17 protein-coding genes are annotated in these 20704 nt (G+C 56.9%); 10 read left to right on the top strand and 7 right to left on the bottom strand.

Annotated features, from left to right (window positions below):
• Window positions 1–52 precede the first annotated feature (52 nt).
• Window positions 53–1387 carry an ABC transporter substrate-binding protein gene (locus QP381_RS03830; protein WP_006681756.1) on the bottom strand — a complete coding sequence of 445 codons (1335 nt, stop codon included), beginning with the start codon at window positions 1385–1387 and terminating at the stop codon, window positions 53–55.
• A 364-nt stretch (window positions 1388–1751) separates the two neighbouring features.
• Here QP381_RS03830 and argS point away from each other — a divergent pair, with 364 nt between their 5' ends.
• Window positions 1752–3431: an arginine--tRNA ligase gene (argS, locus tag QP381_RS03825; protein WP_006681755.1), complete on the top strand. Its 1680-nt coding sequence runs from the start codon at window positions 1752–1754 to the stop codon at window positions 3429–3431.
• Between the two features lie 79 nt (window positions 3432–3510).
• Window positions 3511–4884, top strand: coding sequence for a diaminopimelate decarboxylase (lysA, locus tag QP381_RS03820; RefSeq protein WP_243440796.1), 1374 nt, complete (start codon window positions 3511–3513; stop codon window positions 4882–4884).
• A 203-nt stretch (window positions 4885–5087) separates the two neighbouring features.
• On the opposite strand, the gene hrpB is transcribed toward lysA, so the two are convergent.
• Window positions 5088–7634 carry an ATP-dependent helicase HrpB gene (gene hrpB, locus QP381_RS03815; RefSeq protein ID WP_285067859.1) on the bottom strand — a complete coding sequence of 849 codons (2547 nt, stop codon included), beginning with the start codon at window positions 7632–7634 and terminating at the stop codon, window positions 5088–5090.
• 135 nt (window positions 7635–7769) lie between these two features.
• Between hrpB and QP381_RS03810 the strand changes: the two genes are divergently transcribed.
• From QP381_RS03810 to QP381_RS03775, 8 genes are all read left to right on the top strand, one after another.
• Window positions 7770–8795 carry a PhoH family protein gene (locus tag QP381_RS03810; protein ID WP_285067873.1) on the top strand — a complete coding sequence of 342 codons (1026 nt, stop codon included), beginning with the start codon at window positions 7770–7772 and terminating at the stop codon, window positions 8793–8795.
• The gene (gene ybeY / locus QP381_RS03805; RefSeq protein WP_006681751.1) at window positions 8788–9237 is read left to right on the top strand and encodes an rRNA maturation RNase YbeY; all 450 of its coding nucleotides are present in this window, start codon (window positions 8788–8790) and stop codon (window positions 9235–9237) included. Before QP381_RS03810 ends, ybeY begins: the two co-directional genes overlap by 8 nt.
• A complete protein-coding gene (locus QP381_RS03800) occupies window positions 9234–10553 on the top strand; it encodes a hemolysin family protein (RefSeq protein WP_103633531.1) in 1320 nt (439 codons plus the stop codon). The genes ybeY and QP381_RS03800 overlap by 4 nt, the downstream gene beginning before the upstream one ends.
• The gene (era, locus tag QP381_RS03795) at window positions 10553–11752 is read left to right on the top strand and encodes a GTPase Era (RefSeq protein ID WP_006681749.1); all 1200 of its coding nucleotides are present in this window, start codon (window positions 10553–10555) and stop codon (window positions 11750–11752) included. The genes QP381_RS03800 and era overlap by 1 nt, the downstream gene beginning before the upstream one ends.
• Complete coding sequence (locus QP381_RS03790) at window positions 11753–12718, top strand: amino acid kinase family protein (RefSeq protein WP_006681748.1); 966 nt, start codon at window positions 11753–11755, stop codon at window positions 12716–12718.
• Window positions 12719–13191: 473 nt separating this feature from the next.
• A complete protein-coding gene (gene leuA / locus QP381_RS03785) occupies window positions 13192–14946 on the top strand; it encodes a 2-isopropylmalate synthase (protein WP_006681747.1) in 1755 nt (584 codons plus the stop codon).
• A 164-nt stretch (window positions 14947–15110) separates the two neighbouring features.
• The gene (gene recO / locus QP381_RS03780; RefSeq protein ID WP_040318689.1) at window positions 15111–15845 is read left to right on the top strand and encodes a DNA repair protein RecO; all 735 of its coding nucleotides are present in this window, start codon (window positions 15111–15113) and stop codon (window positions 15843–15845) included.
• Window positions 15845–16675, top strand: coding sequence for an isoprenyl transferase (locus QP381_RS03775; protein WP_006681745.1), 831 nt, complete (start codon window positions 15845–15847; stop codon window positions 16673–16675). Before recO ends, QP381_RS03775 begins: the two co-directional genes overlap by 1 nt.
• Window positions 16676–16682: 7 nt before the next feature.
• Here the strand turns inward: QP381_RS03775 and QP381_RS03770 are convergent, their stop codons facing one another.
• The 5 genes from QP381_RS03770 to QP381_RS03750 form a co-directional block, all read right to left on the bottom strand.
• The gene (locus QP381_RS03770) at window positions 16683–17192 is read right to left on the bottom strand and encodes a VTT domain-containing protein (protein WP_006681744.1); all 510 of its coding nucleotides are present in this window, start codon (window positions 17190–17192) and stop codon (window positions 16683–16685) included.
• Window positions 17189–17626, bottom strand: coding sequence for a Fur family transcriptional regulator (locus QP381_RS03765; RefSeq protein ID WP_006681743.1), 438 nt, complete (start codon window positions 17624–17626; stop codon window positions 17189–17191). Before QP381_RS03765 ends, QP381_RS03770 begins: the two co-directional genes overlap by 4 nt.
• A gap of 117 nt (window positions 17627–17743) precedes the next feature.
• Window positions 17744–18706, bottom strand: coding sequence for a metal ABC transporter permease (locus tag QP381_RS03760; RefSeq protein ID WP_006681742.1), 963 nt, complete (start codon window positions 18704–18706; stop codon window positions 17744–17746).
• Window positions 18703–19527 carry a metal ABC transporter ATP-binding protein gene (locus QP381_RS03755; protein ID WP_006681741.1) on the bottom strand — a complete coding sequence of 275 codons (825 nt, stop codon included), beginning with the start codon at window positions 19525–19527 and terminating at the stop codon, window positions 18703–18705. Before QP381_RS03755 ends, QP381_RS03760 begins: the two co-directional genes overlap by 4 nt.
• Window positions 19524–20588, bottom strand: a complete 1065-nt coding sequence (locus tag QP381_RS03750) for a metal ABC transporter substrate-binding protein (protein ID WP_006681740.1) — start codon at window positions 20586–20588, stop codon at window positions 19524–19526. The genes QP381_RS03755 and QP381_RS03750 overlap by 4 nt, the downstream gene beginning before the upstream one ends.
• Window positions 20589–20704: the final 116 nt, after the last annotated feature.

Here is a 20704-nt window from a genome sequence, read left to right as displayed (position 1 = left end):
CCGGTTGGTTCCCGCACACCCGTATTCGGCAGATTAGTGCGGAGCGTTAAGCTCAGGCGCCCTTTTCAGCTGCCCATCCGGTGGTGAAGGTTTCGACGACCTTGTCCCAATCCATCTGGCCTGCTGCGTACTGCGACAGGGCGGCACCGAAGTCATCCTTGAAGGTCTGGCTCGGGAAGGTGGTGAAGACCCACGGAATCGTGGTCAGCTCGGTGTTGGACAGGTAGGAAACAACTTCCTTTGCTAACGGATCGGCCGGCTGCTCAGCATCGGTGAAGGTGTTGAACGGCGGGATGAAGCCGAGGTCTTCGACCATGTACTTCTTGCCCTTTTCGGAGTTGATCAACCAGTTGACGAAGTCGATCGAAGCCTTCTGCTTGGCCTCGGAAACCTGAGAGTTGATCGAGAAGAAGTTCTCAGTGCCGATGTTCAAGCCCTGGGTTTCTTCGCCCTTGTGTCCGGTGTAGATCGGGAGCATCTTGACATCTTCAGGCTTGACAGTGTTGCCTTCGATGTCAGAAATCTGGCCGTATGCCCAGTTGCCATTCTGAACCATAGCGGCCTTGCCGAGGGCGAACTCAGCCATGGAGTCGTTGACTGCCTTGGAGGAAGCGAGCTTCGGATCAATGGTGGAATTCTGCAGGTAGAGATCGAAGATGTTCTTGAACTCATTGCCGTGCGAGAAGGTCATTTCTGCCTTGTCGTCCACGCCGTCGTCCTGGTACTCGAAGTAGACGGGAAGGTCGGCGAGGTGCGTCTGCCAGCGCCAGTCTTCACCGGGCTTGAGTGAGGTTGAAGCAAAGACGCCGTCGATGCCGAGCTCGTCCTTGCGGGCCTGCATGTCCTCAACAACAGTCTTCAGCGTGGCGAAGTTGTTGATTTCTTCCATCGAGGAAGCCTTCGCGCCGGAGAGGGCGAAGTACTTGTCCATGATGGACTGGTTGTAGATGATGCCATAGCCTTCGACGACGTAAGGAACGCCGTAGACCTTGCCATCTTCACCCTTGACTGCCATTGATGGGTCAAGGAGAGCCTTGTTGAAGTCGGTGTCGGTCAGGTCGGCGGTATAGTCCTGCCAGTTCTTCAGGCCGATGGGGCCGTTGATCTGGAACAGGGTCGGAGCGTCTGACTTGGCGATTTCAGACTTGAGGGTCTGTTCGTAGGTGCCGGAAGCTGCCGTGACGACCTTGACCTCGACGCCGGTTTCCTCGGTGTACGCCTTGGCGATTTCCTGCCAGGTGGCATCGGATTCAGGCTTGAAGTTCAGGTAGTAGACGGAGCCGGTGGTGTCATCGGCTGAATCTGAACCTGACGAGCAAGCTGCCAGAGTAGAAAGGGCGGCGGCTGCTGCAACGGATGCTGCGGCGACCTTCATGAACTTCGACATCGCAGGTGTCCTCCTTTGGACGCTTCGAGTTCGTGACGCTACCTGAAGTGCGTCAAGTTGATGCGATAGCGGGGGGCTACGTCTGAAGAATTGTTATCTCCGTCGGTAACGTTTCCGGTGATAGTGAGCATAGGACGATGAAGGTGTTTGCGTCCACATTTTTAAAAGATTGTCAGGTCACAATTTGGTGACGAAAAAATGGCTTGATTGAGTCATTTAATGGCTGTTGGGTTGTTTTTAAATCATTTACGGATACGTTACCGGTAACGATTCCGTTCCTGACCTGCAGATTTGCTTTCAACTCGTCCTATTTCACCTCGGTGCGCGTAGCTAATCGGGGACGAAAACAACTACCCTAGAAGGCGTGACTCCAGAAGAACTTGCACTTGTTATTCGTCAGGCCATCATCGCTGCTATCGATAATGGTTCGCTTACCCTGAATGCTGAAGACGTTCCCGACCCTGTGAAGGTTGAGCGTCCGCGCAACCGCGACCATGGCGATTGGGCAACCAATATCGCGATGCAACTGGGTAAGAAGGCCGGCATGGCGCCTCGTGACTTCGCGCAGCTTCTCACTTCCGCTCTTGTCTCAGTTGAGGGAATCGACGAGGCCGAGATCGCAGGACCGGGCTTTATTAACATTCGGCTCGGTGCCGCATCTGCTGGTGAACTTGCTCGAACGATCCTCGAAGCTGGCGATGCCTATGGCACCGGAGACAAGCTTGCTGGCAAGCACGTGAACCTCGAATACGTGTCCGCAAACCCGACCGGTCCGGTTCACCTTGGCGGTGCTCGCTGGGCAGCTGTCGGTGACTCGCTTGCTCGTCTGATGGTTGCAGCGGGTGCACAGGTAACCCGCGAGTACTACTTCAACGATCACGGTTCGCAGATTGATCGCTTCGCGCGTTCCCTCTATGCCCGTGCAATGGGTCAAGAAGCACCTGAAGACGGCTACGGTGGCCAGTACATCGCCGATATTGCTGCCCAGGTGCGTGCCGATGCGGCTACGGCCGCTCAGCCTGATCCTGTCACCCTCGAAACTGAAGAGGCTGTTGAAGTCTTCCGCGCTCGTGGCGTAGAGCTGATGTTCGGCGAGATCAAACAGCGCTTATCTGACTTCCGTTCTGAGTTCGATGTCTTCTTCCACGAAGACTCTCTCCACGAATCAGGGGCAGTCGCTCGTGCGATTGAAACCCTGCGCGAACGCGGAGAGGTCTTCGACCAAGATGGCGCCGTGTGGTTGCGCACTACCAAGTACGGTGACGACAAGGATCGTGTCCTCATTAAATCGGATGGTCAGGCCGCCTACTTCGCTGGAGACGTTGCCTACTACTTGGATAAGCGTCAGCGTGGCGCAGACGTCGCAATCTACCTGCTCGGTGCTGACCACCACGGTTACATCGGTCGCATGATGGCAATGTGTGAAGCCTTCGGTGATAAGCCGGGTGAGAACATGCAGATCCTCATCGGTCAGATGGTGAACTTGGTGAAGGATGGCAAGCCGGTTCGTATGTCGAAGCGTGCGGGCACGATCGTGACTCTTGATGACCTTGTTGATGCTGTGGGTGTCGATGCGGCCCGCTACTCGCTGGTCCGCGTTTCGATGGACTCCAACCTCGACATCGACCTTGACCTGCTGTCATCGCACACGAATGAAAACCCCGTCTACTACGTCCAATACGCACATGCTCGTACTCGTAACGTTGCGCGCAATGCCGCCGAACACGGCGTGACGCGCGAAGCTGGATTCGAGCCCTCAGCTCTCGATACGCAGGCGGATTCGGATCTTCTGGGTGTGCTTGCCCAGTTCCCTGCCCAGGTCGCCCAGGCTGCTGAGCTACGTGAACCGCACCGTGTCGCCCGCTACCTCGAGGCTCTCGCTGCTACATACCACACGTGGTACGGCCAGTGCCGCGTCACTCCTCGTGGAGATGATCCAGTCGATGCGGGTCACGTTGCCCGCCTCTGGCTGAATGATGCCGTGGCGCAGGTTCTGCGTACCGGCCTTGGCCTGTTGGGCGTCGCTGCTCCGGAACGGATGTGACGTGGGGGAAGCGCCAGCATCGTTTGACGCCCGCCCCATCGGGGACCTGATTTGCCCAGAGCCCGATCAACGGCCCGACATGTGGCCTTGGTCGGCCAAGCGCCTTGACAATGGTGTTCTAGAAATCGGTGGAGTTTCTTTGACGGACCTTGCCGATGGCTTTGCCACGCCCGCGTTTGTCCTCGATCGCGCTGATCTTGCTGGACGCGCGAATGTCTGGGCGACCGCGATGGCCGAAGAATTCTGGGACGGCTACGGAATGAATGGCGGTGACGCCTTCTACGCCGGCAAGGCATTCCTTTCATCCGACGTAGTCCGTGTCGTCACGGACGCAGGGATGGGAGTCGATACGGCTTCCCTCGGCGAGCTGACAATGGTGTTGCGCTCCGGCGTAAACCCCGCCAAAGTGGGGTTGCACGGGAACAACAAGCTTGATAGCGAAATCGAACGTGCGCTGTTGGCAGGCAACAAAGAAGGTATCGAGCGAATCTTCATCGATTCCCTCTACGAAGTCGGCCAGCTCGAACGCATCGCTCAGAAGCTGGGCGTCGTCGCACGTGTCATGGTGCGCGTGAAGACGGGTGTGCGTGCGGGCGGAAACGAATACATTTCCACCGGGCACGAGGATCAGAAGTTCGGCGTTGGTGCCTTCGATGGTCAGCTTGACGAGGTCGTTGACTCGATTGCCTCCTCGGATCATCTTGAGTTGCGAGGCCTGCACTCGCATATCGGCTCGCAGATCATCGGCATTGACGCATTCGTTGAAGCGGCTACGATTATCTGCCGGCTGGCGAAGCAGATCCAGGAGCGTACCGGCCTGACAATTCCCGATATTGATCTTGGCGGTGGGGCTGGCGTTGCCTACACGGGTGATGACGAAACACCGACTTCGCCTATTGAGATAGCGCGCGCAATTGCGGGTGCAGTGCGTGACGCGTGCGCTGAGCTGGACTTCCCCGTTCCGCACGTTTCAGTTGAGCCTGGGCGTTCGGTTGTTGGACCCGCGATGGTGAGCCTCTATCGCGTTGGGGCCGTAAAAGACGCGACCCTAGGAGATGGCCTGAAGCGTCGCTACATCGCGGTCGATGGGGGGATGGCTGACAATATTCGACCGGCTTTATACGGGGCACGCTACACGGCGACGCTCGCGAATCGTGTTTCCGATGTCGAACCAGTGCGCTCGCGAATCGTGGGCAAGCACTGCGAGAGCGGCGACGTTATCGTCTGGGATGTTGATCTTCCGAGTGATGTGCACGCCGGGGACCTTCTCGTTATCCCGGTGACCGGTGCCTACGGTTATTCGATGGCATCGAACTACAATATGTTGACCAAACCGGGTGTCATTGCTGTTGAAAGCGGTCAGGCGCGTTGGATCATGCGTCCTCAAACCATTGATGACCTGCTGGAACTCGATACTGGACTTGCCAGCCTTGCCACCGCCAACGACACGTAGGGGCGAATTCTTCAGCGTATGTCGTTCATGTTTTTCCTTAAAGAAGATCAGCTCACTGTTGAGTCACGCACGTGAAAAGGAAAGGATGCGCAGTGCGTTCATGATCGGCCTATTCAACGACTGCTACGACGGTTTTCAATCCTGATTTCACCATGTGGTGGTGCGAGTCATGCCTGCGCCTCGTTGAGCACCTTGAGTGGGAATTATCGACGAGGTTTCGCGCGCGATGTCGGCTTCGCGCTCATCGGGTCTTCAGGCCATAGATGCTTGGGATAACGACCCCGTAGCTGGGATCGCACCTGCTGGTAAGGCCCTGCCCAAAAACTTGCGAGGTCTGATGTGACGGCAGTGGGTCTGCCCGCGGGGTCCGTCAAGTGAATAAGAAGGGGAAGACGCCCGTTGGCGAAGGTGGGCGTTACAGTCCAACCGAAGGCTTCCTGTACCCGCAGTGTCACCGTTGGAGTGCCAGTTGACCAGTCGATTTTCCTTCGCTCTCCGGTGGGAATCTTAATGTCGGCGGGAGCCCACTCGTCGAAAGAACCCGCATGCCGCCAAGGGATCAAGCTCCTGATGAGCGACGCAGTGTCAATCCTGGCGATCGATTCGCCCTCTGCCAACGCGGAAATGAAGGGAGCACACCACGAGTCAGCGTCGGCAATCAGCGCATCATCGCTCACGTCGGGCCACATATCGGGCGCTACCGCGTGCAACGCTGAGAGACGAGCGCGCATATGTGTCGCAGACTCAGTCCACTTCAGCATTGAAAGACCGTGGGTGGTGAACTCATTGGTGAGTAGGCGCATGACATCCTCAGGGCTGGGCTTCACATTGCGTGGTTGCCCAAGTGCAATGACGCCAAGCATTGTGGTTGCGGTTGCGCGGATTCTTCCACCGCTGAGCGTGCAGTCCGTGCGCTCCGTGATGAGTGAGTGTCCTAGGGATAGTGCGTCTTCGGCGCTAATCGGAACAGCCGCTCGAATGAGACCATCGGCTCGGCCGACACTGCGCGTCACATCCGTGATTGCCAGCCAATCGCTTCCCGCCAGTGGAGACGAAGGTGGGAGGGAAGCTCCCTGCCCGTCAGCAAAAAGATAGGTTCCGCTTTGTCCACCTCGCGCGCGAGCAATCCACGTTGGGTGAGCAAGCCCAGCAACGAGGCCAATCGCCTCTTCGTCAGAGAGCCTACCGGGGTCGGAATGGGGATCCGCCCAGTGTTCGAGGCGCTGTGAAGACTGACGTACCCGACGGGCAATATCGGCGTGCCCCGCCTTCAATCGTCGAGCAAAATGTGCCAGGTCACCGTTGCCAACTCGAGGATTCTCACCGAGAAGAGCGACAAAGTATGCGGCGCGTTTACTCCCGATCAGTGGTGAAGCGGCAATCAAAGCCTTCCCGAGGAAAGGGGAAACAGGCATTCGAGCAACGCGACGACCAAGTGTCGTCGGAGAATAATTGTCGTCCACAAGGTCTGCGGCGTGGAGGCGCTCGTGGGCACGCTTTAATGCTCCAGGCGGGGCTGGGTCAATAAGCGCCAACGCATCCAAACCACCACTGGTCCAGCAACGCGCTTGAAGCTCAGCGTCTGCAAGATCCGTCGACAGGATTTCCGGGGTGATCTGGTCGGGTCTGCGCGCGAAACTCACCTGATCAAAGCAGCGATACACCGTGCCCGGCCCGAGTCTGGCAGAGCGCCCAGCACGCTGATCACAACTCGCGCGAGGCGCTGGAACTGTTATCAATGAACCTGCATCGCGTTGAACGTCATACGACGGAACGCGTGCAAGACCAGAATCCACAACACATCCAATGCTCGGCACGGTCAAAGACGACTCTGCGATCGACGTTGTAATAATGATCCGTCGGACTTTCTGACTATCGTCGACGCTCAGAATCGCGTCTTGCTGTCCGGGAGCGAGGTGCCCGTGCAGGCCCCGCACATCCATCATGACCCCGCCAACTTCGTGGAGGCCGAACCCTCCTAAAGCCTGGGCGGCCTCGTCGATTTCTTTGGTGCCGGGCACGAAAACGAGGATGTCGGAATTGGTCTGGCTGACCGCTTGGCGCGTGACTGACGCGATGTGCGAGATGAACTCACGCGCGACCACCACATTCCCGCTACTTGTCGTTGCAAGAGGTTGGGTAGACGGCGCCATCCAATGCGTCGTGATCGGATGCAGTGCTCCGGGAACATCAACAACGTTGACCTCATTGAGGACGCCGCCAAGGAACGAAGCCAAACGATCAGCATTCAAAGTTGCTGATGTGAGAGTCAGGTGAAGATCTGGGCGTAGGACGCTCATCGTGTCCACGATGAACGCAAGTGACAGATCCGTTTCAAGATGGCGCTCGTGGAACTCATCGATGACCACGGCGCCAACGCCTTCAAGCTCCGGATCGCCCTGTAGGCGACGAAGCATAATACCGGGCGTGACAAATTCGACCCGAGTACGGTCGGAGACCTTGACGTCGCCTCGTACTCGATATCCGGACGTGTCACCCACCTTTTCGCCGAGGAGCCAAGCAAGACGGCGAGCAGCACTACGCACCGCGATCTGGCGTGGCGCACACACGATCACACGAGTATCGAGGATCGCTTCAAGAAGAGGAGGAAGCAAAGTCGTCTTACCGGAGCCAGGCGGAGAAGAAAGAACTAGGGCATGACCTGGCTTGATTGAAGGTGCAATGCGATCCAAAGCGTTGGCGATAGGCAGGCGCGGTAGGTTAGCCAGAAGGGGATCGCACGCACTCATGGGATAAGTATGACGTGAAGTCGCTAGACTGTGGAATACGAAGAAAGAAAGGGAGCATCAGTGACAGACCCTGACGTTGCGCGAATTGTCGCATCAACCCGTCACATTTCAATCCCTGCTGACCTTGATCCTCTGATGCTGCTTGGTACATCAGATCAGGTGTTGCGCGCTCTGGAACACGGTTTCCCGCGCGTGAACTTCCACGTCATCGGCCGCGATATTTCGCTCACCGGCTTTTCTACGGATCTTGGTGTTGCCGGCGACTTGATCGAAGAACTGATTTCTTTGGCGAAGAAGGGGCAGCCACTGGATGCGCAGGCAGTCGAGCACGCCATCTCACTGCTGACCCGAACATTCGCAACGCCCGCTGTTTCCGACGAAATTCTTTCCGTCCGTGGTCGTTCTATCCGCCCGAAGTCTGCTGGTCAGAAGGCCTATGTTGATGCGATTGATCGGTCGACGATAGTCTTCGGACTCGGCCCGGCGGGTACGGGTAAAACCTATCTTGCGATGGCAGCCGGCGTGCAACGTCTGCTTTCCGGGCAGGTCAAGCGCATTGTGCTGACCCGTCCTGCGGTGGAAGCGGGGGAGAACCTCGGTTTCCTGCCCGGTTCCCTGACCGACAAGATCGACCCGTATCTGCGTCCGCTCTACGATGCGCTGAAAGACATGCTCGATCCCGAGGTCCTGCCGAAACTCATGGCTGCGGGCACAATCGAAGTCGCCCCTCTGGCGTACATGCGCGGTCGCACGCTGAACGACTCCTTCATCATCTTGGATGAGGCGCAGAATACGACGCCGAACCAGATGAAAATGTTTTTGACGAGGCTCGGATTCAACTCTCAGATTGTTGTCACTGGCGACGCGTCTCAGGTGGATTTACCGGGTGCTGGTCAATCCGGTCTTGCGGTCATCTCGAAGATCCTGAGTGACATCGACGGAATTGAATTCTGCTACCTGACCAGCGCAGACGTAGTGCGTCATCAGCTGGTCGGAGTAATCATAGACGCCTACGAGCGTTGGGAAGACCGCCTGATCGCTCAACGCTCCATATCTGGGCGAACACGTACGAATGTTTCGCGCTCACGCGCAGTTCGGACGGGCAGGCTGTCATCTGATCGATCACGCACTGGTCACTACCGAGGAGGAACCGATGACTGAAGTCATCAACGAAACTGATTTCGTCATTGACGGGAGCGAATTCGCAGCTCTTGCTGACCACGTGCTGACGCAGATGCACGTTGCCACCGACGTTGAACTGAACATTCTGTTCATCAATCCAGAGCCGATGGAAGACCTGCATTTGCGCTGGCTTGATCTTCCTGGACCGACCGACGTGATGAGCTTCCCGATGGACGAGCTCCGCCCGGGAAGTGCCGACAACCCGACTCCGTCGGGAACGCTTGGTGATATCTGCATTTGCCCGCAGGTCGCCCAGAAACAGGCACTTGAAGCCGGTCACGCGATGGTTGAAGAAATGCTGATGCTGGCCACCCACGGCATGTTGCATCTGCTCGGCTACGATCATGCAGAAGAAGATGAAAAGAAAGTCATGTTTGACCTGCAACGCAAGCTACTGCTGACTTTCCTGGCAACTCGATGACCTCTTCCACCACCTCACTTCCTCTTCCTGCTCTGATCATCATCGCGGTTGTCGGGCTTTTCTTAGCTGCGATGCTTCAGTCGATCGAGGTTGCGTTTTCTCGTATGTCGATTGCGCGTGCAACGGATCTGGTTGAAGAAGAACGCCAGAATGCTTCCGCACTGTTGGCTCTGCTGAACCATCGCAGGCGGGCGACGCTTGTTTTGCGTGGTTTTCGCACGTTTTTCCAAGTGATTGTTGCCGTCTCATTGACGCTTGCGTTTTCTGCGATGTCGTTGGCGTGGTGGGCGACAGCTCTCGTTGCTTTACTAGCGATCACCTTCGTCCATTTCGTCTTCATTTCGCTTGCTCCCTCCCGTTGGGGACAGCGCAGTCCAGAGAAGATTGCTCTGTCGGGAGCACCGTTGGTCTCCTCCCTTGTTACTTTGACAAGATTCCTCGACCCTCTTGTTGAAGCCATCCGTGGGCGTCTTCCCGCATCTGGCCTGACGGAAGCCGAAGCGCGCGCCGAAATGGCAAATGACCTGCGTGAAATGGTCGACCAGGTGGGTGAAACCGAAGGACTTGAAGACGAAGATCGCGCAATGTTGCGGTCCGTTCTGGACCTGGGGCATACGCTTGTCCGCGAAGTGATGGTTCCCAGAACTGAAATGGTGACCGCCCCGGCGGATCTTCCCGCTCATAAGGCCTTGCGCCTGTTTGTCCGCTCGGGCTTTTCACGTATTCCTGTTGAAGGTGACGATGTCGATGACATTCGTGGCATCCTCTACTTCAAGGATGTTGTTGCCCGCTTGCAGACCTACGGGGCGGACATGGACCAGGTGGCAGAGCAGATGATGCGCCCGGTCGAGTTCACCGTCGAAATGAAGCCCGCAGACGATCTGCTTCGTCTGATGCAAGCAGACCACTTCCATATGGCGATCGTCATCGATGAATACGGTGGAGTAGCGGGGCTGGTGACCCTTGAGGACCTCATTGAAGAAGTCGTCGGTGACCTCACCGACGAACATGACAAGGGAATTATTGAGCCCGAACAACGTGACGACGGATCGTGGCGTGTACCTGCACGCTATCCAATTACCGAGCTTGGCGAGCTTTTCGACCTTGAACTTGAAGATGACGACGTGGACTCTGTCGGTGGTTTGCTTGCAAAGGCATTGGGGCGCGTCCCTCTTCCCGGGGCGCAGGGTGACGCATTAGGCATCCACATGCTCGCCGAAGAAGCACGAGGACGCCGTCGCCAAGTTGGTACGATTGTGTGTTCGCTACTCGTGGCGAGCGATGAATCGACCGAAGAAACCAGTGAGGACGCATAATGCATTTCCCCAGCGACGACGAGCTGATGGCAGGCCCGAACGCGTTCGAAAGCGACGAAGTGTGTGTCGATGACAGTGATATTGATGCTGGCGAACTACGCGCATCGGGGGACGAGGTCGCGCACACCACTGAGTTCGATGACGTTGATGACGCGGATAGCCAGGCCTTCGATGACGTCGATCTCGACGACGCAAGTGACATTGACCCCGAAGACGTGTTTGCTGTCGTTGAGGGAATGAAAGCTCTGCGCGACGAAACGAACGTGGGCACCGGCCTGATGATCCCAGACTTTCCGGAGGACTTCCGCGCGGGATTTGTCTCTATCGTGGGTCGTCCGAACGTAGGTAAATCAACGCTGACAAACGCGCTTGTCGGCCAGAAGATTGCGATCACATCGGGTCGTCCTGAAACGACGCGTCACAATATTCGTGGCATCGTCCACGGTGAAAAGAGCCAGCTGGTTTTAGTTGATACCCCCGGATATCACCGTCCGCGAACGCTTTTGGGTAAGCGCCTGAATGACATGGTTCGCGAGGCGCTCGCGGAAGTTGATGTCGTCGTCTTCTGTTTGCCTGCTGACCAGCGTATTGGTCCTGGCGACAAGTTCATTGCCCGCGAATTGAAGGACGTTCGTCGTCCGATTATTGCTGTTGCGACGAAGTGCGATCTGGTGAGTCGAGAGCGCCTGATGAAACACCTGCTGTCGATTGACAAGATGGGTGATTTCGCGGCGATCGTTCCCGTCAGTGCTTTTGACGGAAATGGCGTTGACCAGTTGCTTGATGTGCTGACGAAGACGGTTCCGCTCTCCCCACCGCTCTACCCAGATGGGGATGTGACCGATGAATCGCGTGACACTCTGATTGCGGAGTTCATTCGCGAAGCTGCACTTGAAGGGGTCCGTGATGAGCTTCCGCACTCGCTTGCAGTTCAGGTTGAAGAGATCGTTGCCAGGCCTCGACGGCAGGGTGATACTCGTCCACCGCTCATGAACGTGCACGTCAACGTTTATGTTGAACGCGATTCTCAGAAGGCCATCATCATTGGTAAGAAGGGATCACGCCTGAAAGAGATTGGCTCAAAGTCGCGTCCTTTGATCGAGGACTTGCTGAAAGCGCGTGTGTATTTGGATCTGCATGTGCGAACGGCGAAAGACTGGCAGTCAGATCCGAAAATGTTGGGACGTCTCGGGTTCTAGATGAAGAGCGATTACTCTTCTAGCTCCGCGACGGTTGTTGCTCTAGGAGGTAATGCTCTAGGGCAGACACCCGACGATCAGTTGCACCTGTTGCGTCAGGCTGCGCCAGTCTTGGTGAGTTTGGCTGATGCGGGCCCTCTTGTGATCGCTCACGGGAATGGACCCCAGGTTGGTCAGATCACGCGTGCGTTTTCACTGGGCGTTGCAGCTGACCCCGGTGTGCCCGACGTTGATCTTCCAGAGATGGTTGCGATGAGCCAAGGCTACATCGGCGAGCACCTGGTGCGTTCAATCGACGAGGCTGGGGCGAGGCGCGGATATTCCGGCAAAGTAGTCGCTCTTCTGACTCGTGTGGAAGTCGATCCCAATGATCCAGCATTTGCTGACCCGACTAAACCGATCGGTCAGTTTCTGACTCGGGAAATGGCAGAACAGCGGATGAAGGAAGAGCCCGGATCCGTGTACCGCGAGGATGCTGGGCGTGGATTTAGGAAGTATGTTGCCTCTCCATTGCCACATCGGATCGTTGAAATTGAGGCGGTTCAAGCTCTGACAAACGCCGGCTTCATCGTCATCGCTTCAGGCGGTGGCGGTATCCCAATTATTCGCACCGACTATGGAATGAAAGCCGTGGACGCGGTTATCGACAAGGATCGAAGCGCAGCTCTCATGGCTGATGAGTTGGGAGCCTCTGCTCTGGTTATTCTGACTGCAGTTCCGGCGGTTGCTGCGGGGTGGGGAACACCAATGCAACACTGGCTTCACCACATTTCTTTGGATGAAGGGCGTGCTCTGATTGAGTCGGGGGAACTTGCTGAAGGTTCCATGCGCCCCAAAGTTGAAGCAATCGTTGACTTCGTATCGAAGGCCCCGGCTGGTACGGTTCGCCGTGGTGTCATTTGCGCGTTGGCGGATGCTGATAGAGCTCTGAGCGGTGAAGTGGGAACAACCATCACCTCGGTGTGACCAATGGTTAAACGCGCGTTGCTACGATGCTCGGGACAATAGAGCCATAACATCTTTGACGATTATTGGTCTTGCTGCGACGATCTTTACACTCTTCTGCACTGTTTCATCTTCTATGTGGAAGCCTTTGCCTGGGAAGGGTCGCCCCCGCGCGTTCATTCTTCGGCGATAGCGCTGAAGAAACGCGAAAGTACGCGTTCTACGCCTACAACCAGGGCACGTTCCCCTTGATTGCGTGGCCGGCCTCGTGATTGGGTTGGCGATCTGAAAGGCGAAAATGTCCACATAACGAAGCGGACGCGTACGCTTACCCCCGTCTGTCATACGCTACGAGGCATGAGCCGAGAATGGATGCTCCTGCTTCTTTGCCGTGACGAGGCCTGAAAGGGTCGAAACCTCGCCACGGCTCAACGTGTTTCGACCCGACGCCCACCGATAACCGGGCGAATCAGGATAGCGAAGAAAGAAACACAATGAAGACGACTGGAAACGTCCCCACTCCTGCTGGCTCGCACATGCCGATTGCGAAGTACAAGCCGTTCCTCGACACGAACCCCGTTGTTCTGGACGACCGCAGGTGGCCCTCGAATCGGATTACTCACGCACCTCGCTGGATGTCGACGGACCTGCGCGACGGTAACCAGGCACTGATTGAGCCGATGGACCCGGTTCGTAAGCGCAAGATGTTCGACCTGTTGGTCAGTCGCGGATACAAGGAGATCGAAATCGGTTTCCCCGCAGCATCGCAGACTGACTTTGATTTCGTGCGATCCCTGATTGACGAAGATGCCGTGCCGGACGATGTGACGATTTCGGTTCTGACCCAGTCTCGCCCTGAAATCATCGAGCGCACCCTTGATGCCCTCGTCGGTTTCCCGCGCGCGACCGTCCACCTGTACAACGCGACGTCGCCACTGTTCCGCGAGCTCGTCTTCGGCAATGACAAGGCACAAACGATCGACTTGGCTGTCTTTGGTGCACGCGAAGTGGTGGCGCAGGCAGAAAAGCGTCTGGGCGATGAAACGATCTTCGGCTTCGAATACTCGCCCGAAATCTTCGTGGATACCGAACTCGACTTTGCTCTCGAAATCTGCGAATCCGTTATGGATATTTGGCAGCCCGAAGACGACCGCGAAATCATCTTGAACCTGCCAGCAACCGTTGAACGTGCAACGCCGAACGTTTATGCCGACCAGATCGAATACATGGCACGCAACCTCAGCCGTCGCGACAACATTGCGATCAGCGTGCACCCGCACAATGACCGTGGAACCGGCGTTGCTGCGGCTGAATTGGCATTGCTCGCCGGTGCAGACCGCGTGGAAGGTTGCTTGCTCGGCCAGGGTGAACGCACCGGTAACGTTGACCTGTTGACCCTGGGGCTCAACCTGTTCAGCCAAGGCATTGACCCGGGTGTTGACCTGACGAATATCGATGAGATCCGTCAGACCGTCGAATACTGCACGTCGATGGAAACGTCACCGCGTGCACCTTACGTGGGTGACCTCGTCTACACTTCTTTCTCCGGATCGCACCAGGATGCGATTAAGAAGGGCTTCGTCGCCCGCAAGAAGAAAGTTGGAGAAGCTGGCGGTGACGAAAATGCAGTGGTGTGGGAGTTGCCCTACTTGCCGATCGACCCGCACGATGTGGGTCGTTCCTACGAGGCCGTTGTCCGCGTGAACTCGCAGTCCGGCAAGGGTGGCGTCGCCTACCTCATGTCGACCACTCACAATCTGGAACTGCCACGTCGTCTGCAGATCGAGTTCTCTCGCATCGTTCAGCGACACACGGACTCCTACGGTGGCGAGATCGACGGCGATACCCTCTGGCAGATCTTCGCCGATGAATACCTGCCGAACTCGGCAGCGAAGAACCTCACCGCCTGGGGTCGCTTCGAACTCGGAGCTTCTCACGTGACGACTAACGCCGACGAGCAGGTTGATCTGAAGGTGACACTGACGGATCAGGGTGAGCCCGTCGAGGTCAAGGCACACGCCGGCGGTCCGATCGAAGCATTCGTCAAGGCACTCGGCCAGTTTGACGTGGATGTCCGCGTCCTCGACTATTCCGAACATGCGATGAGCCAGGGCGGTGACGCGAAGGCAGCGTCCTATGTTGAAGCCGCCGTCAACGACCAAATCCTCTGGGGTGTCGGTATCGATTCGTCGATTACGCGCGCAACCTATAAAGCAGTTATTTCTGCGGTGAACAGGGCTTTGCGCTGACATACAGGGGAGAAACGGGGCGGGTACGACCACTTCGTTCCCGCCCCGGCCATTTTCCAGTCGCCGTTTTCTCTCTGCAATTTCAGCCAGGGACTCGACAGTCGCCTCGTCCCCGCATTACATAACGCGCCATTAATGCACCGAAGTGGGACAATTTCACCGTGATGAGAACGTATCGAGACGAAGCGATCGTGCTTCGCACCCACAAACTGGGGGAGGCCGACAGGATCATCACACTGCTCACCGCGAATAACGGTCTGGTTCGCGCAGTCGGTAAGGGCATACGCAGAACAACGTCGAAGATGGGCGCGCGTCTTGAACCATTCGGCGTGATTGACGTGCAACTTCATCGCGGGAGGAACCTCGACATCATTACCCAAGCTGAAGTCATTACCCAGTACGGTGACGCGTTATCGAAAGATTTTGAGCTGTATGCCCGCGCATGTGTCATGATCGAGATCGCAGAGAAACTGACTGCTGATTCTGATGATGGAGTGCGCTCCCAACATCTTCTGCTGATCGGTGCTCTCTACGCTCTTGCACACGTGCGTCACGACCCCAATCTGGTGCTCGCATCGTATATTCTCCGCGCGCTTGCGATAGCCGGCTGGGCACCTTCGTTCTTCGATTGTGCCGTGTGCGGAGCCCAGGGGCCACACGCTGCTTTCTCCATTCAGGAAGGCGGTGCCGTCTGCGAAAACTGCCGACCCGTCGGAGCGTCAGCTCCCTCTTTCGAAGCAATGGAATTGATGGGGGACCTGCTGTCCGGAGAGTGGGGCCGAGCCGATAACTCGCCGGATTTCGCTCGCATTGAGGCATACGGGCTTGTCAACGCCTATGCTCAATGGCACGTTGAACATCGCATTCGTTCATTGCGGGTCCTTGAAAGGAACAGTTGATGGCACCTGAAGCGAATCTGACACCGATGGATCGAGCCGGTGGGGATCCCAGCGCGCCTCTGACCGGGCCGGGTCAGTGGCATCAGCCTGTTCCCGAATTTACTACTGGGGAAGTGCCCGCGCACGTTGCGCTGATCATGGATGGTAACGGCCGTTGGGCGAATTCACGAGGCCTCGCGCGCACCGAAGGACACCGCGCCGGTGAATATGCGCTGATGGATACGATCGCGGGTGCCATTGATGCGGGAGTCCGCTACCTGTCGGTGTACACGTTCTCCACGGAAAACTGGAAGCGGAGCCCAGCAGAGGTCCGTTTCATCATGAATTACGCGACCGACGTTCTTGCTCGCCGTACCGATCAACTGAATGACTGGGGAGTCCACGTGCGCTGGAGTGGGCGTGAACCCCGCCTATGGAAGTCCGTCGTGAAGGCCCTGTTGAAGGCAGACGAAGCCACGAAAGATAACTCCACACTGGACCTCATCATGTGCGTGAACTATGGCGGGCGTGCAGAGATCGCTGATGCTGCGCGAGATATCGCTAGGCAGGTCGCAGCGGGAAAGCTCCGCCCAGATGGCGTGACAGAAAAGTCATTTGCCCATCACCTGTATCTGCCCGATGTTCCTGACGTTGACCTGATGATTCGCACGTCGGGGGAGAAGCGCATCTCCAACTACCTGCTCTGGCAGATGGCGTACTCGGAAATGATGTTCATTGATACGCCGTGGCCTGCGTTCGATCGTGAAGTGCTGTGGGACTGTCTGCTCGAATACGCAGGGCGTGACCGCCGATTCGGGGGAGCGATTGATCAGGTGGGGTCGGCCTCGTAAAAACGAGTCAGTCGACGCGGACGGTAGCAGGCTCGCTGGAGGTGCGCTTGCGCCATGCAATGACTCCAATGGCAACAGCGGCGACGGCAAGGCCTCCCGTGCGACCCCACCAGGAGCCAGCAACTGTGCCAAGCAATGCCATCCAAATAGCCAGCAGCCCCATGCCGTACAGGATTGCCCATGCGATGCAACCAGGAATCATCGCTAGCGTGTATGTGCGCCACTTCATGGAGACTAAGCCGGCACCGGCGTTTACCGCAGTTTGGATACCAACGGTCAGGAAACACAGGGGAATGATGATCAACCCCCATGTGTCCAACAGCTTCGCACCGCGCTTCGGCGTAGGGCCGTTAAACCAGCGGGCAATCGAACCCCGCACACCATCTTTCCCGGCGCCAGCCAACGCGCCACGCGCGGCACCTCGACCCAACCAATAGGTTCCCTGGGCTCGGCAAAAAACGATCACGAAGAGGGCAATAAAAAGCGTCGAGCCGTGATCGGCCCACGAGGGAATCACTGAGCATCCTTAGACGACTGAGCGCCCGCAGGGCCCTCATCATCTGCCACGCCAGCCGAACACGTCTGGCATAGGCCAAACAACTCAACGGAATGCTCGACAGCCGTAAAACCGTGCGCGGACGCATTATCGCGAATCCACTTCTCGGTCATATCCAGTTCGATCTCTTCAGTATGCCCGCAGGTGCGACAGACCAAATGATGGTGGTGCGTTGATGAATGGCATACGCGGAACAAGGATTCTCCATCGGCGCTACGCAACACGTCCACATCGCGGCCGTCGGCAAGAGCCTGCAGGTTCCTGTAGACGGTCGCAAGACCGACCTTGAGTCCCTGCTTGTGCAGGTCTTCGAAAATCTGCTGGGCGCTACGGAAATCAGGTACCCGAGTCAGCTCGGCAAAAACCGCCTGACGTTGCTTGGTCATGCGTTGCATTTTCGGACCTCCAGTTTTGCGTCGAGTCAATCGGGTGGATGGGTGGCTCAGGGGCACAGCCTGAGCATATCGGTTCGGTTCGTTTCTGTCCGACCGTGATAGTGGCACTGTGTCTGATCACAGCCGGGTACGGGAGCGATTCTGTTGTGTTGAGTGGGTGTCTTGGTGTTCGGGGTGAGCGACGTGGGCGCGCACATTCGCCATTTTTGACGCACGCTGGTGCCTGTCGACCAGTCCCTTGATGATGAATCCGATCGCGTACAGGGCAATCGCGAATACGACGATGGATGCGCCCGGGGACAGATCGATGAAGTATGTGAAAGACAGTCCCGTGATGCAGATGATTGCGCCGAAAACCATGGCCCATGCCATCGTTGATCGAAATGACTGTGCCATCAGTTGTGAGATGGCAACGGGAATGATCATGAGTGCGGACACCAGTAGCGATCCCACAACGCGCATCGCAACAGCTACGGTCAGGGCAGACAGGATGGCAATAATCATCGACAGTGTCTTCGTGGGTAGTCCGGTTGAACGCGCGAAATCTTCATCGTTCGTCACTGAGAAAAGAGCTGGTGCAATACCGACTCCCACTGCCAAGATGAGGATTCCGAGGACTGAAATCAGCGTGATATCAGTCCATGTCACGGTTGCAATCGAGCCGAAGAGGTAAGAATTCAGCTGGGCTGAAGTGCCACCGGCAAGACCGATAAGAAGGACACCGCCGGCAATGCCACCATAGAACAGCATCGCGAGCGCCACGTCAGCAGACGTGCGCCCAGACTGGCGGACTAATTCGATCGTGATAGCTCCCACAAGCGAAATAATCATCGCCCCTGGGATCGCCCACGAATCTTGTGGGTTCGCGTTCGCCATTGTGCCGGCAAGCCAGCCGAGCGCTACGCCGGTCAGCGAAATATGCCCGATTCCGTCACCGAGCATTGCCAGTCGGCGATGCACTAAGTAGGTGCCGACAACGGGTGCTGACAAGCCGACGATGAGAGCGGCAAGAAGTGAGCGTTGCATGAGGGACGAGGTCAGCAGTGAGGTGAGTCCGTCGATAATTGTCGCGATCATCATGCCTGCCAAATATCGTCGACGAGGCCTGGCCCGGCCTGCGGATGTGGATGCCCGTGATGATGGCCGCCACCATCGGAATGCTGTTCATGGTCGTCACTGATGTGAGGTGGCCCGTCGTAGGTGACGTGTCCCCCACCGATGTGGAGTTCCCTATCGAGAAGCGGACCGAGTTCGCCGAGCTCGTGGAGTACGACAAGAATCGTTGTTCCCTCAGCTTTTGCTTCGCTAACGATTCGCGCGAGGCGCTCTCGAGATGTCCGGTCGATGCCGGCCATGGGTTCGTCCATGATCAGCAAATCGGGATTGCGGACGAGTGCTCGAGCGATGAGGACTCGCTGTTGCTGTCCACCCGAAAGAATCGACATCGAGTCTTTGGCGCGGTGTGCCAACCCGACTCTCTTCAGCGCAGCCATTGCCTTCTTTGTATTTCCGGGAAGGCTCCACCACTTCTTTGAGCCAAGAAGACCTGACTTCACAACTTCCAGAGCACTGGACGTGACTGCACCACCAACGCTGATGCGCTGAGGGACATAGCCGATTCGATCCCAGTTGACCGCGCGACGCTGAGTGTTATCAACACCGAAGATGTGAATCGATCCGCGGGTAATCGGAGCGGTACCAAGAATGGCGTGGAGAGTCGTGGACTTTCCTGATCCATTCGCACCCGTCAGGGCAACAGTTTGCCCAGGGTGAACATCGAACTCGATCCCGTGGAGAACGAGGTGAGAATCCCACGCAACGTGGACATTATCCAGTGAAATGACGGGAGCGGATATCCCCACCTCAGGGACATCCGCTTCCGAGTTTTTGGTGTTGCTCACTTGCAGGACAGAGCCGTCTGAAGAGCTGTGATGTTGTCACGCATGACCGCTGCGTAGTCCTTGGATGAATCAACCTGGCTTTCGATCGGATCGAGAACCGCGGTCTGGATTCCAAGATCGTCAGCAAGAGTCTGCTCAACCTTTGGGTCGATGAGAGCTTCAGTGAAGATCGTCGTGATACCTTCCGACTTCACGAGCTTGGAGATTTCTTCCAGGCGCGCCGGCGAGGGCGAGGATTCGGGATCCAGACCCGAGATGCCCACCTGGGTCAGGCCAGTGCGGTCTGCAAGGTAGCCGAATGCGGTGTGAGCAGTGACGAAGGTCTGGTGCTTGCAGGTTGCTGTTGCGTCAACGAGTTCGGTCGACAGATCTTTCATGTTCTTGGTGAGTGTCGCAGCATTGGATGTGTAGGTCTGAGCATTCTGAGGATCAGCCTTGGCCAGAGCCTGACCGATAGCCGTTGCTGCCTGGCCCATGCGTTCCGGATCCAGCCAGAAGTGAGGGTCAGTCGTCATGTCGTGGTGGTGATGGTGCTCAGCTTCTTCACCGGACTCAGCGGTTTCGCTCGAGGCCATGTGATGGCCGTCGTCATGATCTGCTTCATGATCGTGCGAATCAGACTCGGTAGCGTCGCCTTCTTCTTCCGCTTCAGCCGGGTGATTGCCGTCTTCTGCAACATCAACAAGCTGAACAGCCTTAGCGACGTCGATAACCGTTTCCGGGCCGTTGTGCTCAACAGCTTCGTCCACTGCGGACTGGAAGCCCCCTAGATAAACGACAGCATCGGCCTTGCCAAGCTGGTCGACGGTGGCGGGAGAAAGCTCAAGATCGTGCGGTTCGGCACCGTCGGGGGTTAACGAGGTGACCTTAATAAGGTCGCCACCGATTTCTTCGGTCAGATACTTCAGTGGGTAGAAGGACGCCATCACATTCAGAGGTGATGATGAACCAGATGCGGAGGTATCTGACGCCGACTGGGTGGTCGTCGTGCCCGAGCATGCGGCCAAAGCGAAAGAGCCAGCGAGCGCGCTAGCGATAACAACAGAACGAGACAGCTTCATGTTTCAAGTTTCACCCTTAATGGTAATCATTGCCAATAGTGGGAAGGGGGGTGTGCGTCACACTGAGCCTGTCAACGAAGCCGTCGCTAAGTTCGATAGACTCCCACTATCGCAGG

The organism is Pauljensenia sp. UMB6358 (genome assembly GCF_030216865.1).
GTDB classification, from domain to species: domain Bacteria; phylum Actinomycetota; class Actinomycetes; order Actinomycetales; family Actinomycetaceae; genus Pauljensenia; species Pauljensenia turicensis_A.
Note: the sequence above shows the minus strand (reverse complement) of the source record. Positions and strands in the feature narration are given on the sequence as shown.

What these genes read in the sequence shown, in the direction of transcription:
- QP381_RS03810 (WP_285067873.1), top strand. Translation starts at nt 7,770, where the DNA reads ATGCTGCTTGGTACATCAGATCAGGTGTTGCGCGCTCTGGAACACGGT.
- recO (WP_040318689.1), top strand. Translation starts at nt 15,111, where the DNA reads ATGAGAACGTATCGAGACGAAGCGATCGTGCTTCGCACCCACAAACTG.
- QP381_RS03750 (WP_006681740.1), bottom strand. Translation starts at nt 20,588, where the DNA reads ATGAAGCTGTCTCGTTCTGTTGTTATCGCTAGCGCGCTCGCTGGCTCT.
- QP381_RS03765 (WP_006681743.1), bottom strand. Translation starts at nt 17,626, where the DNA reads ATGCAACGCATGACCAAGCAACGTCAGGCGGTTTTTGCCGAGCTGACT.
- hrpB (WP_285067859.1), bottom strand. Translation starts at nt 7,634, where the DNA reads ATGAGTGCGTGCGATCCCCTTCTGGCTAACCTACCGCGCCTGCCTATC.
- era (WP_006681749.1), top strand. Translation starts at nt 10,553, where the DNA reads ATGCATTTCCCCAGCGACGACGAGCTGATGGCAGGCCCGAACGCGTTC.
- QP381_RS03760 (WP_006681742.1), bottom strand. Translation starts at nt 18,706, where the DNA reads ATGATGATCGCGACAATTATCGACGGACTCACCTCACTGCTGACCTCG.
- QP381_RS03830 (WP_006681756.1), bottom strand. Translation starts at nt 1,387, where the DNA reads ATGTCGAAGTTCATGAAGGTCGCCGCAGCATCCGTTGCAGCAGCCGCC.
- ybeY (WP_006681751.1), top strand. Translation starts at nt 8,788, where the DNA reads ATGACTGAAGTCATCAACGAAACTGATTTCGTCATTGACGGGAGCGAA.
- leuA (WP_006681747.1), top strand. Translation starts at nt 13,192, where the DNA reads ATGAAGACGACTGGAAACGTCCCCACTCCTGCTGGCTCGCACATGCCG.
- QP381_RS03775 (WP_006681745.1), top strand. Translation starts at nt 15,845, where the DNA reads ATGGCACCTGAAGCGAATCTGACACCGATGGATCGAGCCGGTGGGGAT.
- QP381_RS03800 (WP_103633531.1), top strand. Translation starts at nt 9,234, where the DNA reads ATGACCTCTTCCACCACCTCACTTCCTCTTCCTGCTCTGATCATCATC.
- QP381_RS03790 (WP_006681748.1), top strand. Translation starts at nt 11,753, where the DNA reads ATGAAGAGCGATTACTCTTCTAGCTCCGCGACGGTTGTTGCTCTAGGA.
- lysA (WP_243440796.1), top strand. Translation starts at nt 3,511, where the DNA reads ATGTGGCCTTGGTCGGCCAAGCGCCTTGACAATGGTGTTCTAGAAATC.